The following is a 15,156-nucleotide window of genomic DNA, read 5'->3' as shown; positions in this document are numbered from 1 at the left end:
GACGAGGAGTAGCCAATGACCGAATTCATCGAAGTCCCCAAAGGCCTGGACCGTGTCATCGTCGCCGACACCGAGATCGGCGACGTGCGCGGCGAAGAGGGCTTCTACCACTACCGCCAGTACAACGCCGTGGAACTCGCGCAGCGCTGCTCGTTCGAGCAGGTCTGGTACCTCATGACCCACGCCGCGCTGCCCACCCGCGCGCAGCTCGACGAGTTCAAGGCCCAGGTCGCGCCCTACCGCACGCTCACCCCCGCGCTCCGCGAGCTGCTGCCCCACCTCAAGGGCTCCTCACCGCTCGACGGCCTGCGCACCGCGCTCTCCGCCGCGTGCGCGTCACGTCCCATGCAGCCGGTCCTCGACATCGACGAGGCCGCCCGCGCCGACGACGCGCTCTTCGCGTGCGCCGTCACCCCGACCATCCTCACCGCCATGTACCGCCTGGGCCAGGGCCTCGACCCGCTCGACCCGCGCGAGGACCTCGGCTACGCCGCGAACTACCTGTACATGATGACCGGTGAAGTGCCCTCCGAGGCCGCCGCGCGCGCCGTCGAGCACTACCTCATCCTCACCATCGACCACGGCTTCAACGCCTCCACCTTCACCGCCCGCGTCATCGCCTCCACCGGCGCCGACCTCGGCGCGGCCCTGGTCGGCGCGATCGGCGCGCTCTCGGGCCCGCTGCACGGCGGCGCGCCCGCCCGCGCGCTCGACGCCCTCGACGCCATCGGCGGCCCCGAGAACATCGACGACTGGATCCGCGGCGAACTCGAGGCCGGGCGGCGCATCATGGGCTTCGGCCACGCCGTCTACAAGACCGACGACCCGCGCTCGCTGCACCTGCGCGACGTCGCCGACGAACTCGACGGCGACATCGTCGACTTCGCCAAGACCGTCGAACGGCGGGTCGTCGAGATCCTCGCCGAGGTCAAACCGGGACGCAAGCTCTACACGAACGTCGAGTTCTACGCGGGCGTCGTGATGGAGCTCGCGGGCGTGCCGCGCACGATGTTCACGCCCACGTTCACGACCAGCCGCGTCGTCGGCTGGAGCGCCAACATCCTCGAGCAGGCCCGCGACTCCAAGATCATCCGCCCGCGCGCCCGCTACGTCGGCACCCCGCCGCCCCAGCCCGTCCCCGAAGACGGCTTCGCCGACTGAGACGACGCGACCGCCCGGCCGCGGCGCAGCCGCGGCCGGACGGGCTTGAAACCGGCACTCGGTCGGTTCGAAAGCGGCTTGAAAGCCGGCCCTCGGTCGGCTCGAAAGCGGCGTTCGGCCGGGTCGAGCCTCAGGCGGTGAGCACCGCACTCCCGCGAGTCCCGTTCGCGGTCGCTCACGCTTTCGGGCGACACGACCGCTGCGGGGGCGCGTTCTTGTCGGACCCGCGCGGCAATGTGGGAACTACCTTTCCCCGGGCGGGTGGGGGCTCGGGACGGCATCCACGGGCCCAAGCTCACAGGTGAGCCGCCGCGCAGATCCGCTGCGCGGCTCGCACGGGGTGGATAGCGTTGGAGCCGTGGCTCAAAGTCTCTACCTCGCCAGTCTCGACCCCGGCAGCGGCAAGTCCGCCGTAGCGGTCGGCGTCATGGACCTGCTCACCCGGCGGGCCGGCTCCGTAGCCGTCTTCCGCCCCATCGTCCGCGACGAGCACACGCTCGCCGGCGACCCGATCATCTCCCTCCTCCGCGACCAGTACCGCCTCCCGAGCCCTTACGAGGCCTCGGTCGGCGTCACCTACGCCGACGTCCGCTCCGATGCGGACGCCGCCCTCACCCAGATCGTCGAGCGCTACCACGCGCTGGCCGACACGCACGACGTCGTCCTCGCGGTCGGCTCCGACTACTCCGATGTGGGCGCCCCCGTCGAGTTCACCTACAACACCCGCATCGCCGTGAACCTCGCCGCGCCGATGCTCCTCCTCGTCACCGGGCACCGCAAGCACCCCGCCGACATCGCCGCCGCCCTCCGCTTCGGCACCGCCCAGGCGGAGGCCGAGCACGCGACGGTCCTCGGGACCATCGCCAACCGCGTCGACCCCGCCGACACCGACCTCGTCAAGGCCGCCCACCCCGGCACCGGCGTCATTGCCGAAGACCCGGTCGTCGTCGCCCCCACCGTCGGCGAACTCATCGAGGCCGCCGACGCGACCCTCATCTCCGGCGACCCGGACGTCTTCACCCGCACCGTCGGCGACGTCGTCGTCGCGGCCATGACCCTCCCCAACCTCCTCACCCGCCTGGCCGACGACAAAGCCGTCATCCTCCCCGGCGACCGCTCCGAAGTCCTCCTCGGACTCCTCGCCGCCCACCAGGCCGAAGGCACGCCGAGCCTCTCCGCCGTGTTCCTCACCGGCGGCATCCGGCCCGAACCGCAGATCCTCGACATCGTCGCGGGCCTCGACTCCCGCCTGCCGATCGCCCTAGTCCAGCACGACACCTACGACATGGCCAACCTCGTCGGCGACGTCTCCGGCTCGCTCGCCGCCGGCGGCCAGCGCAAGATCACCCGCGCCCTCGAGGACTTCGCGGCCGGTGTGGACGGCGACGACCTGCTCGACCGGCTCGCGCTGGCGAAGCCGACCGTGGTCACGCCGGTCATGTTCGAGCACGCCATGATCGGGCGCGCCAAGGCCCTCGACAAGCACATCGTGCTGCCCGAGGGCGCGGAGCCGCGCATCCTCAAGGCCGCCGAGATCCTCATGCGGCGCGACGTCGCCCGCCTGACGCTCCTCGGCGAGGAGTCCGAGATCCGCTCGCAGGCGGCGCAACTGGGCGTCGACCTGGGCCGGGCCTCGATCATGAACCCCGGCGACCACGAGATCCGCGAGCGCTTCGCGAAGGAGTACGCGCAGCTGCGGGCCCACAAGGGCGTCACGTTCGAGCAGGCCTACGACACGGTCGCGGACGTCTCCTACTTCGGCACGATGATGGTCCACACGGGCATGGCCGACGGCATGGTCTCGGGCGCGGTGCACACCACGGCCCACACGATCCGGCCCTCGTTCGAGATCATCAAGACGAAACCCGAAGTGGCCGTGGTTTCCTCGGTGTTCTTCATGTGCCTGGAAGACCGCGTGCTCGTCTACGGGGACTGCGCGGTCAACCCGAACCCCAATGCGGAGCAACTGGCCGACATCGCGCTATCCTCTGCTGACACCGCCATCGAGTTCGGCGTGGAACCGCGCGTGGCGATGCTCTCCTACTCCACCGGCACCTCGGGCCACGGCGAAGCCGTGGACAAGGTCCGGGCGGCCACCGAGATCGTCCGGTCCCGCAGGCCGGGCCTCCCGGTGGAGGGTCCGATCCAGTACGACGCCGCCGCCGACGCCGGCGTCGCCGGCACGAAGCTCCCTGATTCGCAGGTGGCGGGGAAGGCCACGGTCTTCATCGTCCCCGACCTGAACACCGGCAACAACCTGTACAAGGCCGTGCAGCGCTCCGCCGGGGCGATCGCGGTGGGTCCGGTGCTCCAGGGCCTGCGCAAGCCCGTGAACGACCTGTCGCGGGGCGCGACCGTCCCCGACATCGTCAACACCGTCGCGCTGACCGCCATCCAGGCGAGCCAGCCCGCCTGAGCTCTCGTGAACCCGGGCCCTGGCGGGCCTGCGTTCGCGAAGGCCGCGCGCGAGAAAGGAATGCCATGAGCGCACCGGTCCTGGTGATCAACTCCGGGTCCTCGTCGATCAAGTACCAGCTGGTCGACGGCGAGACCCTGGAGGCCTCGACCTCGGGGCTCATCGAGCGCATCGGGCAGTCGGCGTCGGTCCTCACCCACAAGCACGCGGGCGAGAAGCACGAGACGACGACGCACCTGGCCGACCACGCCGCCGGGCTGGAGGCGATGGTCGCCGCGTTCGAGGAGCACGGCACCCCGCTCGCGGAGGCCGGGCTGATCGCGGTCGCGCACCGCGTGGTGCACGGCGGCGAGCGGTTCGTGCAGCCGGTGGTCGTGGACGACGAGGTCGAGCAGGCCATTGAGGAGCTCTCGGCGCTCGCGCCGCTGCACAACCCGGCGAACCTGGAGGGCATCCAGGTGGCGCGCAAGCTCTTCCCGAAGCTGCCCCAGGTGGCGGTGTTCGACACGGCGTTCCACGCGACGGTGCCCGAGCGGGCGCACCTGTACGCGGTGCCGAGCTCGTGGCGCGAGGAGCACGGGGTGCGCCGGTACGGCTTCCACGGCACCTCGCACGCGTACGTCTCCCGCAAGGCCGCCGAGCTGCTCGGCAAGAGCCCCAAGGAGGTCAACGTGATCGTGGCCCACCTGGGCAACGGCGCGTCGGTCTCCGCCGTGGAGCGCGGGCGCTCGATCGACACCTCGATGGGGCTGACCCCGCTCGAGGGCCTGGTCATGGGCACGCGCTCGGGCGACATCGACCCGGCGATCGTCTTCCACATGAACCGGCGGACCGGTGCGTCCTTCGAGGACCTCGACGCGGCGCTGAACAAGGAGTCGGGGATGCTCGCCCTGAGCGGGCAGATCGACATGCGCGCGGTCGAGTCGGCCGCGGCGGCCGGCGACCGGTCGGCGCAGATCGCCCTGGAGATCTACTGCTACCGGATCCGCAAGTACATCGGCTCGTACATCGCCGCGCTCGGCGGGGCGGATGCGATCGCGTTCACCGCCGGCGTGGGGGAGAACAGCGCCGAGGTGCGCGCGGGCGCGCTCGGTTCGCTCGTGGCGCTCGGCGTGCATCTGGACGAGGCCGCGAACGCGGCGGGCGGGCCGGTCATCTCGACGCCGCAGTCGCCGATCACGGTCATGGTCGTCCCGACCAACGAAGAAGGCGAGATCGCCTCGCAGACGGCGGCGCTGCTGCGCTCCTGACGCCTGCGCACACGTAGACGGCAGAGCCGCGCCCGGGAAACCGGGCGCGGCTCCCTGCTTTTCCGACATACAACACTCTCGGTGTGCTTATCTTCACTTCATGTAGCGAGCCAAGGGGCCCGCTCGCAGGAGGGCATCCGCATGAGAGTCGTCTACCGCATCCTCGCCTACGTCATCGCCGCCGAGGTCGCGCTCCAGGCCGCGTTCATGGCCTACGCCATCGCCGGCCTCTACATCTGGGTCCAGGACGGCGGGGTCCTCGACTCGGCCGTCATGGAGAGCGAGGACATCCCCTTCGACGAGTCCGTCGGCTTCATGCTCCACGGCATCAACGGCATGATGGTCGTCCCGTTCCTCGCCCTGGTCCTGCTGATCATCTCGTTCTTCGCGAAGATCAAGGGCGGCATCCGCTTCGCCGTCATCCTCCTCCTCTGGGTCGCCCTGCAGATCTTCCTCGGCCTCTTCGGCCACGAGGCCGCGATCTTCGGCCTCCTGCACGGCCTCGTCGCGTTCGCGGTCTACGGGACCGCGTTCATGGCCGGCTTCCGCGCGAAGAAGCCCGCCACGGAGCCCGCGGTCGGGAATGCGCCTCAGTAGACGCGCGAAGACGCTCGTCGCGGTGGCCGCCGCCGTCGCGGTCATCGCGCCCGTCGCCTGGTTCTGGCAGGCCAGCCTGGTGCCCGACGCCTACTCGGTCGCGGACATGGGCCGCCACGACCACGGCGGCCACGCGCCCGGCGGCGACGCGTCCACGGTCCCGGTCGACGAGCTCACCGCCCCCGACGACCGCGAAGCGGACGTGCGCCTCACGCTCACCGCCGCACAAGAGCGCGTCACGCTCGCGTCCGGCCGGGACTTCGACGGCTACACCTTGAACGGCTCCTCCCCGGGACCCGAGATCCGCGCCGTGCAGGGCCAGCTCGTCGAGGTGGTCCTCGAGAACGCGAGCGTGCCCGACGGCGTCACCCTCCACTGGCACGGCGTCGACGTGCCCGGCGCCATGGACGGCGCCGCGGGCGTCACCCAGGACGCCGTCGGCGTCGGCGAGTCGTTCACCTACCGGTTCGTCGCCGACCAGGCCGGCACCTTCTGGTACCACTCGCACCAGGTCTCCCACGAGCAGGTCCTCGGCGGCCTCCTCGGGCCCCTCGTCATCACCCCGGCGGCCGGGACCGGCGCCGATGTGGACGCGCTGGCGCTCGCGCACCTCTACGGCGGGCGGCGCACCGTGAACGGGCGCGACGGCGAGGACCGGGTGGCGGCCGAGGCGGGCGACACGGTCCGCGTCCGCGTGGTGAACACCGACTTCGGGGTGATGCCCGTCTGGGTCGACGGCGCGCCGTTCCGCCTCGCCGCCGTCGACGGCACCGACCTGCATGGCCCCCCGGAGATCGAAGGCAAGGGCGTCGAAGTGGCCGCCGGCGGTCGGGGCGACCTCGTCTTCGTCATGCCCGAGAGCGGCGCCGTCCGCGTCAACCTCAGCGCGTCGGCGGCGCTGCTCGTGGGGGAGGGGAGCGTCGAAGCCTCCGCACCCCCGGACGACGTCCTCGATCTGCTCCACTATGGATCACCGGCGCCGCTCGGGTTCGACCCCGCGAGCGCCGACCGCGAGTTCGCGTTCGGCATCGGGCGCCGCCCGGGGTTCCTCGACGGCAAGCCCGGGTTCTGGTGGACCGTCAACGGCGCCATGGCCCCCGAGGTGCCGATGTTCACCGTCGCGTACGGCGACGTGGTGCGGATGCGCATCACCAACGACAGCGGCGAGGCCCATCCGATGCACCTGCACGGCCACCACGCGGTGGTGCTCGCGCGCGACGGCGTCGCCGCGACCGGGAGCCCCTGGTGGGTCGACTCGCTCGAGGTGCGCGACGGCGAGACGTTCGAGATCGCGTTCGTCGCCGACAACCCGGGGATCTGGATGGACCACTGCCACAACCTGCCGCACGCCGCCGAGGGCCTGGTCGCGCACCTGAACTACGAGGGGGTCGGCACGCCGTTCCTCATCGGCGGGCCCCACGGGAACCATCCGGAATGAGACGCGGCGTTCGGCGCTGAGCCGCACGGGGACGCGGAAGGGCGGACCGGGAAGTCTCGGTCCGCCCTTCCGTTCGACGGTCGCAGGCGGGTCAGACGCCGCCGGCCAGGAGCTTGGTGAGGGTCGTGTCCATGTCGACGTAGCCCGATTCGCGGCCGCGCGGCACCAGGCTGTACGCCCGGCGGAGGAAGCGCTGCACGACGCCGCGGTTGATCTCGAAGAGCGCGTTCCCGTCGGGCGAGGAGAGGGCCAGTGCGACCGATTCGCCCCGCGGGGTGGTCCAGGGCCACACCCGGACGTCGCCGATCCCTGTGGGCTCCTCCAGGCCCTTCGCGAGCAGTTCCCGCGAGAAGGACCAGGCCACCTGGTCCGCGTCGGTGCCGTCAGGGTGGAACATGACGCAGACGGCGTACGGGTCGTCCGGGTCGTAGCGCAGGCTCGCGCGCACACTCACCGTCGCGAAATCGGGCGCGACGAGCCGCATGGTGGTGCCGATATCGACTGTCGCCGATCGTGCCATGCTCATAGCGTTACCCCCCAGTGTGCGACCGGCTCCCCCCGAAGCCGGTCGTCATTCCAATCCGCCGCCGCACCGGAGGTCCGGAACTTCGGCCGCGAACAAGTCGTGATTCAGGTCTATCATTCAAGCCGTTGCGTCGTACGATGATCCGCAAGACCGAGACCGGCGCGTTCCCCTGATAAGGGGGCAAATTCCGACAAATGACCACGGTCAATCATCGTTCTATGTCGTAATTACAACAACGTCCTTCACTCTTTAGCGGTACTATTCCCGACCGCCAGTCCGCGTAGTCGCAAATCGGCGTTACGACTCGGTTGCGAAGCCCTGAAAATACGGACGTGAATCGGGCGGCGCGGCGGTGATAGCGTTTGACCGACGTTCTCGGACTCCTTGGAAGGGGCGAACCATGGGCCAGGGCCAATGGACCGAAGTCGACGCGTTCCTCTCGTCGCTGCTCGTCGGCGAGGACGAGGCCCTCGCCGAGGCTCACACCGCCGCCCAGCGGGCCGGACTCCCGCCGATCTCGGTGTCGGCCGCCCAGGGCAAGCTGCTCTACCTGCTGGCGAAGACGCTCGGCGCGAAGCGCGTGCTGGAGATCGGCACGCTCGGCGGATACAGCGCGATCTGGATGGCGCGGGCCCTGCCGAAGGACGGCCACCTCGTCAGCCTCGAGTACAGCCCGCGGCACGCCGAGGTCGCGAGCGGCAACATCGCCCGAGCCGGGCTCGTGGGCATCGTCGAGATCCGCGTGGGCGCGGCCGCCGACACCCTGCCGAAGCTGGCCGCCGAGGGCGGCGAGCCGTTCGACATGGTCTTCATCGACGCGGACAAGGGCGGATACCCCGACTACCTCGACTGGTCGCTGCAGCTGACGCGCCCCGGCGGACTCATCGTGGCCGACAACGTGGTCCGCGGCGGCGCCGTGGCCGACGGGCTCAGCCGCGACCCGAACGTGCAGGGCGTGCGGTCCTATCTGGAGAAGGTCGCGGCCGACCCGCGCCTGGAGGGCACCGTCATGCAGACCGTGGGCGTGAAGGGCTACGACGGCCTCTCGATCGCCCGCGTCGTCGGCTGACGTTCAGCGGCGCTGGTAGTCCGCGAAGCGGCGCAGCACCAGCCCGATCAGCCGGGTCATGAGCCGCCGCGGGCGCCGCGGCAGCAGGTGCGCCTCGGGCCAGTTCCTCCAGTCCGGGACCACGTACCCCTTGTCGCGGTCCAGCGCGCGCAGCGACTGCCGCACGATCGCCTCCGGGTCGGCCAGCAGCCAGCCCAGGCGCCCCTCGTCGTACTTGATGCCGTTGGCGATCGGGAAGTCCGTGTCCACCGGCCCCGGGCACACCGCCAGCACCCGCACGCCCGTGCCCTTCGTCTCCGCCCACAGCCCCAGGCTGTAGTTCACGACGAACGCCTTCGTCGCCGCGTACAGCGCCATGTACGGCTGCGGCTGGAAGCCCGCCATCGACGCCACGTTCACGACCGCCCCCGAACCGCGCGCGACCATCCCCGGCAGGAACCGCTGTACCAGGTCCGCGACCGCCACCACGTTCACCATCGCCACATCGCGGTTGTAATCGGCGCCGATCTCCGCGTCCCGGCCGAACGTGCCGATCCCCGCGTTGTTCACCAGCACCTCGACCGCGATCCCCGCACCCGCCACGGCCTCCGCGATCCGCTCGGCCGCGCCCGGCGCCGCCAGGTCCTGCACCGCCACCCGCGTCCGCACCCCGTGTGCCGCGCGCAGCTCGGCCGCCAGCGCCTCGAGCTTCGCCTCCGACCTCGCCACGAGGACCACGTGGTGGCCGCGCGCCGCCAGCTGCCGCGCGAAGGCCGCGCCGATCCCCGCCGAAGCGCCCGTGACCAGGGCCCACGTTCCCTCGCGCATACCGGTCTCCCTCAGCGATAATGGAAAAGCAGGCCCCAGCCTAGCGAGCGGCGCCCGAGCGGCGGTCGCGCCGCAGGCAGTGACGCTGAGGGTTGAAAAGCAGCAGGTAGGCTTTCCGCACCATGTCGATACCGGCCAATCCGATCACGCGACGACTGGCCCTCCCGGGCTGGTCCGTTCTGCGATTCAGCCTCACGCTCGTAGCGGGGGCGCTTCTGGCCGCCGCGATCGTCACCGGGGTGCTCGTCGTCTTCTGGATCGGCATCCCCGTCGCCGTATTCGTCCTCCTCGCCATCCGCTTCTGGGCCAACACCCAGCGGCGCGTCATAGGCGAGCAGCTCGGCGTCCGCATCCCGGTCCCGTACCAGCCGCGCATGAAGGGCCGGTTCGACCAGCAGGCCCTGTGGCTCATCCGCGAGGCCGCCACCTGGCGCGACTTCGCCTGGCTCGCCATCGACGCGACTCTCGGGTTCATCGTGAACCTGCTCTACCTCGGGGTCTTCGGGATCGCCGTCTACTACCTGGTGCAGCCGCTGCTGCTCGCCACGGTCTTCCACGCCGCGCCGAGCCCGTTCGTGAACGACTTCGGCTTCTACGACTTCGACACCCCCGGCAAGACCCTCATGCTCGTGCCGTTCGCGCTCGCCTGCGGCGTCGCCTGGTGGCGCTGGGGCGAGCTGCTGCTGCGCTGGTACGCGCACCTCGGGGTGCTGCTGCTCGGCCCCACCGCGAAGGCCCTGCTCACCGAGCGCGTCTCGGAGCTGCGCCATGCGCGCGACCAGACCGCCGATCACGCCGCCGCCGAGCTGCGGCGCATAGAACGCGACCTCCACGACGGCGCGCAGGCCCGCATCGCCGCCCTCAGCCTGACCCTCGGCATGGCCCAGGAGCTGCTCTCGAACGACCGGCCGAAGCAGGCCGCCGCGCTCGTCGGCGAAGCCCGCCAGGCCTGCTCCGACGCGCTCGAGGAGATCCGGCAGCTGGTGCGCGGCATCCACCCGCCGGTGCTCGCCGACCGGGGCTTCACCGGCGCGCTGCAGGCCATGGCGCTCGACCACCCGCTCCCGGTGTCTGTAGTGGACCGACTCGTGGGCAAGCTGCCCGCGCCGCTGGAGGCCGCCGCGTACTTCGCGACGAACGAGGTCCTCACCAACATCACCAAGCACGCCCAGGCCACCCAGGTGCATGTCGTCGTCAACCGCGACCACCACCAAGTGGTCATCGAGGTCCGCGACGACGGCGTGGGCGGCGCGAGCTTCTCCGCCGGCGGCGGACTCGACGGCGTGCGCCGTCGCCTCGCCGCCTTCGACGGCACCGTCGACGTCGACAGCCCCGAAGGCGGCCCCACCGTCGTCACCATGTCGATCCCCGCCGCCGCGGCCGGGCTCGACAGCACCCATAATGTGGCCAGGCCACACCCGTCCTGAGTCGAACAGGACCACCGCCGCACCGGACACAGTGGTGCATCGCCGGGCCCGTCACCTGCGACCGGGCGCGGCGAACGGGACGCCGACCCCGACCGAGACGGCGCACGACCGATCCGAACAACAAGGGGTGCAAGATGGACGTCGTCCTCGCCGAAGACCACTCGCTCCTGCGCGACGGCCTGACCCGCATGCTCGAGGCCTACGACTTCACCGTCGTCGAGGCGGTCGACAACGGCCCCGCGCTCACCGCCGCCCTCCTCAAGCACCGGCCCGACGTCGCCGTCGTCGACATCCGCCTCCCGCCGACCTTCACCGACGAGGGCCTGCGCGCCGCCATCGAGGCCCGCCGCCACATCCCGGCCCTGCCGATCCTCGTGCTCTCCCAGTACGTCGAGCAGCTGTACGCCCGCGAACTCCTCGGCGACCGCCGCGGCGGCGTCGGCTACCTCCTCAAAGACCGCGTCTCCAACGTCGCCGAATTCATCGAGGCCCTGCGCCGCGTCGCCGCCGGCGGCACCGCCATGGACCCCGAGGTCGTCGCCCGCCTCCTCGGCCGACAGCAGAACCGGCTCGACGCCCTCACCCCGCGCGAACTCGAGGTCCTCGGCCTCATGGCCGAAGGCCGCACCAACGCCGCCATCGCCGCCAGCCTCTTCATCACCGAGAAGGCCGTCGGCAAGCACTCGGCGAACGTCTTCCGCAAACTCGGCCTCGGCCAGTCCGAGGACGACAACCGCCGCGTCCTCGCCGTCCTCGCCTACCTCGAAGGCAACTGACCTGGAACCGGCCCGCGCGCCCCGTCGGGGCCTACGCCCCCTGTGACGCGGGGCATCACCGGCCCGAAAAGCACCCATCCGCCCCACTGCGCACGAGAGCGTCCGCGACGACGATTGAGCCGTCGGACGAATCGAAAGCGAGGACGCGATGGCAGCACTCACGCACACCGCCCCCACCCCGAACGCCCCCGCGCTCAAGACCGGGCCCAGGCCCGTCCACGGCGAGGTGCGCGACGCCGGACGCCAGTCGCTCATCTACCTCTTCCTCCTCGTGCCGATGGCCGCGCTCGCCGCCGCCGTGCCCTTCGCCTGGACCACGGGCCTCCTCAGCTGGACCGACATCGCCCTCAGCGTCGGCTTCTACCTCCTCACCCTCCACGGCATCACCGTCGGCTACCACCGCCTCTTCACCCACGGCTCGTTCAAGCCGAACCGGCCCGTGAAGATCGCGCTGGCGATCCTCGGGAGCATGGCCGTGCAGGGCCCGCTCATCACTTGGGTCGCCGACCACCGCCGCCACCACGCGTTCTCCGACAAAGAGGGCGACCCGCACTCGCCGTGGCGCTACGGCACCTCCGCCTGGGCCCTGAGCAAGGGCTTCTGGCACGCGCACATGGGCTGGATGTTCCAGCCGCGCAACACCACCAACGAGGAGCGGTTCGCCCCCGACCTGCGCCGCGACCGCGACCTCGTCATGGTCGACAAGCTGTTCTGGGTGTGGACCGTGGCGACCTTCCTGCTCCCGGCCGTGCTCGGCGGGCTCATCGCCGGGTCATGGCTCGGCGCGGCCACCGCGTTCTTCTGGGCGAGCCTGGTCCGCGTCTCGGCCCTGCACCACGCCACGTGGTCGACGAACTCGATCTGCCACATGATCGGCGAGCGGCCCTTCAAGAGCCGCGACAAGGCCGCGAACTTCTGGCCGCTCGCGCTGCTCTCCGGCGGCGAGTCCTGGCACAACTCCCACCACGCCGACCAGACCTGGGCCCGCCACGGCGTCAAACGCGGACAGATCGACACCTCGGCCCGGATCATCTGGCTCCTCGAGCGCGCCGGATGGGCGACGGACGTCAAGTGGCCGACTCCCGAGCGGGTCGCGAAACTCACCGCCGACTAGCGTCGCCGCAGGTCACGACCGCCGTCTCATTCCGGTCAGGATTCGAGAAGCGGGTGTCGGACCCTGCCTCTAGAGTTGCGTTCATGAGCAAAGCCGTGACCCACTCCGACCAGCACGACGCCGACAGCCACGACCTGATCCGCGTCCTCGGCGCCCGTGAGAACAACCTCAAGGACGTCAGCGTCGAGCTGCCCAAGCGCCGCCTGACCGTGTTCACCGGCGTCTCCGGCTCCGGCAAGAGCTCCCTCGTGTTCAGCACCATCGCGGCGGAGTCGCAGCGGCTCATCAACGAGACGTACTCGACGTTCGTGCAGGGGTTCATGCCGTCCATGGGCCGGCCCGAGGTCGACCGCCTCGAAGGGCTGACCACGGCGATCATCGTCGACCAGGAGCGGATGGGCGCCAACCCCCGCTCCACCGTGGGGACCGCCACCGACGCCAACGCCATGCTGCGCATCCTCTTCAGCAGGCTCGGCAGCCCCCAGATCGGCTCGCCCAACGCCTTCTCGTTCAACGTCCCGTCGGTGTCGAGCAGCGGCGCGATCACCATCGAGCGCGGCGACAAGACCATCGCGAAGAAGGCCACGTTCAACCAGCTCGGCGGCATGTGCCCGCGCTGCGAGGGCATGGGCCGCGTCAACGACTTCGACATGAGCGCGCTCTACGACGACGCCCTCTCGCTCAACGAGGGCGCGATCAAGGCGCCCGGCTACAGCATGGACGGCTGGTACGGCCGCGTCTTCGCCGGCGCGGGCCTGCCCATGGACAAGCCGATCGGGAAGTACACCAAGAAGGAGCTCCACACCCTCCTCTACCAGGACCCCACCAAGGTCAAGGTCGACGGCGTCAACCTCACCTACGAGGGCCTGATCCCCAAGATCCAGAAGTCGGTGCTCTCCAAGGACATCGACGCGCTGCAGCCGCACGTCCGCGCGTTCGTGGAGCGGGCCGTGGTCTTCCAGACCTGCCCCGACTGCGAGGGCACCCGCCTCGCCCCCGAGGCGCGCTCCTCCAAGATCAAAGGCAAGAACATCGCCGACCTCTGCGCGATGCAGATCAACGACCTGCGCGAATGGGTCCGCGACCTCGACGAGCCGACCGTGGCGCCCCTCCTCACCGGCCTCCAGCACCTGCTCGACTCCTTCACCGACATCGGCCTCGGGTACCTCTCGCTCGAGCGGCCCACCGGCACCCTCTCCGGCGGCGAGTCGCAGCGCACCAAGATGATCCGCCACCTCGGCTCCTCCCTCACGGACGTCACCTACGTCTTCGACGAGCCCACCATCGGCCTCCACCCGCATGACATCCAGCGGATGAACGACCTGCTCATCCAGTTGCGGGACAAGGGCAACACCGTGCTCGTCGTCGAGCACAAGCCCGAGGCGATCGCCATCGCCGACCACGTGGTCGACCTCGGCCCCGGCGCGGGCACCGGCGGCGGCACCATCTGCTACGAGGGCACCGTCGACGGGCTCCGCAAGAGCGACACCGTGACCGGCCGCCACCTCGACGACCGCGTCCAGCTCAAGGAGGACGTGCGCAAACCCACCGGCCAGCTGGAGGTGCGCGGCGCGACCTCGCACAACCTCCAGGACGTCGACGTCGACATTCCCGAAGGGGTCCTCACCGTCGTCACCGGCGTCGCCGGTTCCGGCAAGAGCTCCCTCATCCACGGCTCCGTCTCCCCGCTCGACGGCGTGGTCACGATCGACCAGGGCGCCATCCGCGGCTCCCGGCGCAGCAACCCGGCCACCTACACCGGCCTGCTCGACCCCATCCGCAAGGCGTTCGCGAAGGCCAACGGCGTGAAGCCGGCCCTGTTCAGCGCCAACTCCGAGGGCGCCTGCCCGACCTGCAAGGGCGCCGGCGTCATCTACACCGACCTCGGCATCATGGACACCGTCGAGTCCACCTGCGAAGAGTGCGGGGGGAAGCGGTTCCAGACGGCCGTCCTCGAATACCACCTGGGCGGCAAGGACATCAGCGAGGTCCTCGCGATGCCCGTGGCCGAAGCGGAGGCGTTCTTCAGCGAAGGCGAGGCCAAGACCCCCGCCGCGCACAAGATCCTCGACCGCCTCGCCGACGTCGGCCTCGGCTACCTCACCCTCGGTCAGCCGCTCACCACCCTCTCCGGCGGCGAGCGCCAGCGCCTCAAGCTCGCGACCCACATGGGGGAGAAGGGCGGCGTGCTCGTCCTCGACGAGCCGACCACCGGTCTCCACCTCGCCGACGTCGACAACCTGCTGGGCCTGCTCGACCGGCTCGTGGACTCCGGCCGGACCGTGATCGTCATCGAGCACCACCAGGCCGTGATGGCCCACGCCGACTGGATCATCGACCTCGGCCCCGGTGCGGGCCACGACGGCGGCCGGATCGTCTTCGAGGGCACCCCCGCCGACCTGGTCGCCGACCGCTCGACCTTGACCGCCGAGCACCTCGCCGACTACGTCGGGGCCTGAACGGCCCCATGCGCCCGCCCCGAGCGCCCGCGGTCCCGCCGCGGGCGCTCCGCTGTCTCGCAGCTCACAGGCGGCGCCCGGAGCCGCTCGCGCCGAGCGTCGTTCCTGGCAGCTGT

At 70.7% G+C, this 15,156-nt stretch carries 12 protein-coding genes; 10 read left to right on the top strand and 2 right to left on the bottom strand.

Annotated elements, in window-relative coordinates; all coding sequences use genetic code 11:
• The first annotated feature begins 15 nt into the window (after positions 1-15).
• The 5 genes from O2L52_RS04130 (at position 16) to O2L52_RS04110 (ending at position 6,862) form a co-directional block, all read left to right on the top strand.
• On the top strand, positions 16-1,161 hold the full coding sequence (locus O2L52_RS04130) for a citrate synthase/methylcitrate synthase (RefSeq protein ID WP_270114062.1): 1,146 nt from the start codon (positions 16-18) through the stop codon (positions 1,159-1,161).
• Between the two features lie 358 nt (positions 1,162-1,519).
• Entirely contained in the window at positions 1,520-3,577 is a 2,058-nt protein-coding gene (pta, locus tag O2L52_RS04125) for a phosphate acetyltransferase (RefSeq protein WP_270114061.1), read from the top strand.
• A gap of 65 nt (positions 3,578-3,642) precedes the next feature.
• Positions 3,643-4,827: an acetate/propionate family kinase gene (locus O2L52_RS04120; RefSeq protein ID WP_270114060.1), complete on the top strand. Its 1,185-nt coding sequence runs from the start codon at positions 3,643-3,645 to the stop codon at positions 4,825-4,827.
• A gap of 141 nt (positions 4,828-4,968) precedes the next feature.
• Positions 4,969-5,424: a hypothetical protein gene (locus tag O2L52_RS04115; RefSeq protein WP_270114059.1), complete on the top strand. Its 456-nt coding sequence runs from the start codon at positions 4,969-4,971 to the stop codon at positions 5,422-5,424.
• Positions 5,411-6,862, top strand: a complete 1,452-nt coding sequence (locus O2L52_RS04110) for a multicopper oxidase family protein (protein WP_270114058.1) — start codon at positions 5,411-5,413, stop codon at positions 6,860-6,862. The genes O2L52_RS04115 and O2L52_RS04110 overlap by 14 nt, the downstream gene beginning before the upstream one ends.
• A 91-nt stretch (positions 6,863-6,953) precedes the next feature.
• Here the strand turns inward: O2L52_RS04110 and O2L52_RS04105 are convergent, their stop codons facing one another.
• Entirely contained in the window at positions 6,954-7,388 is a 435-nt protein-coding gene (locus O2L52_RS04105) for an SsgA family sporulation/cell division regulator (protein WP_091043033.1), read from the bottom strand.
• A gap of 400 nt (positions 7,389-7,788) precedes the next feature.
• Between O2L52_RS04105 and O2L52_RS04100 the strand changes: the two genes are divergently transcribed.
• A complete protein-coding gene (locus O2L52_RS04100; protein WP_270114057.1) occupies positions 7,789-8,457 on the top strand; it encodes an O-methyltransferase in 669 nt (222 codons plus the stop codon).
• A 3-nt stretch (positions 8,458-8,460) separates the two neighbouring features.
• Here O2L52_RS04100 and O2L52_RS04095 read toward each other — a convergent pair whose 3' ends face one another.
• Positions 8,461-9,264, bottom strand: coding sequence for an SDR family NAD(P)-dependent oxidoreductase (locus tag O2L52_RS04095; protein WP_270114056.1), 804 nt, complete (start codon positions 9,262-9,264; stop codon positions 8,461-8,463).
• 122 nt (positions 9,265-9,386) lie between these two features.
• On the opposite strand from O2L52_RS04095, the gene O2L52_RS04090 reads away from it, so the two are divergent.
• The 4 genes from O2L52_RS04090 to O2L52_RS04075 all read left to right on the top strand — a co-directional run bounded on the left by O2L52_RS04090 (position 9,387) and on the right by O2L52_RS04075 (position 15,040).
• Positions 9,387-10,691 carry a sensor histidine kinase gene (locus tag O2L52_RS04090; RefSeq protein WP_270114055.1) on the top strand — a complete coding sequence of 435 codons (1,305 nt, stop codon included), beginning with the start codon at positions 9,387-9,389 and terminating at the stop codon, positions 10,689-10,691.
• A 134-nt stretch (positions 10,692-10,825) separates the two neighbouring features.
• Positions 10,826-11,467 carry a LuxR C-terminal-related transcriptional regulator gene (locus O2L52_RS04085; protein ID WP_270114053.1) on the top strand — a complete coding sequence of 214 codons (642 nt, stop codon included), beginning with the start codon at positions 10,826-10,828 and terminating at the stop codon, positions 11,465-11,467.
• 148 nt (positions 11,468-11,615) lie between these two features.
• Positions 11,616-12,581: an acyl-CoA desaturase gene (locus tag O2L52_RS04080; RefSeq protein ID WP_270114051.1), complete on the top strand. Its 966-nt coding sequence runs from the start codon at positions 11,616-11,618 to the stop codon at positions 12,579-12,581.
• Between the two features lie 83 nt (positions 12,582-12,664).
• Entirely contained in the window at positions 12,665-15,040 is a 2,376-nt protein-coding gene (locus tag O2L52_RS04075; RefSeq protein ID WP_270114050.1) for an excinuclease ABC subunit UvrA, read from the top strand.
• Positions 15,041-15,156: the final 116 nt, after the last annotated feature.

This window comes from Glycomyces algeriensis, assembly GCF_027622855.1.
Taxonomy (GTDB): domain Bacteria; phylum Actinomycetota; class Actinomycetes; order Mycobacteriales; family Micromonosporaceae; genus Glycomyces; species Glycomyces algeriensis.
This window is presented reverse-complemented; position numbering and strand designations above follow the sequence as displayed.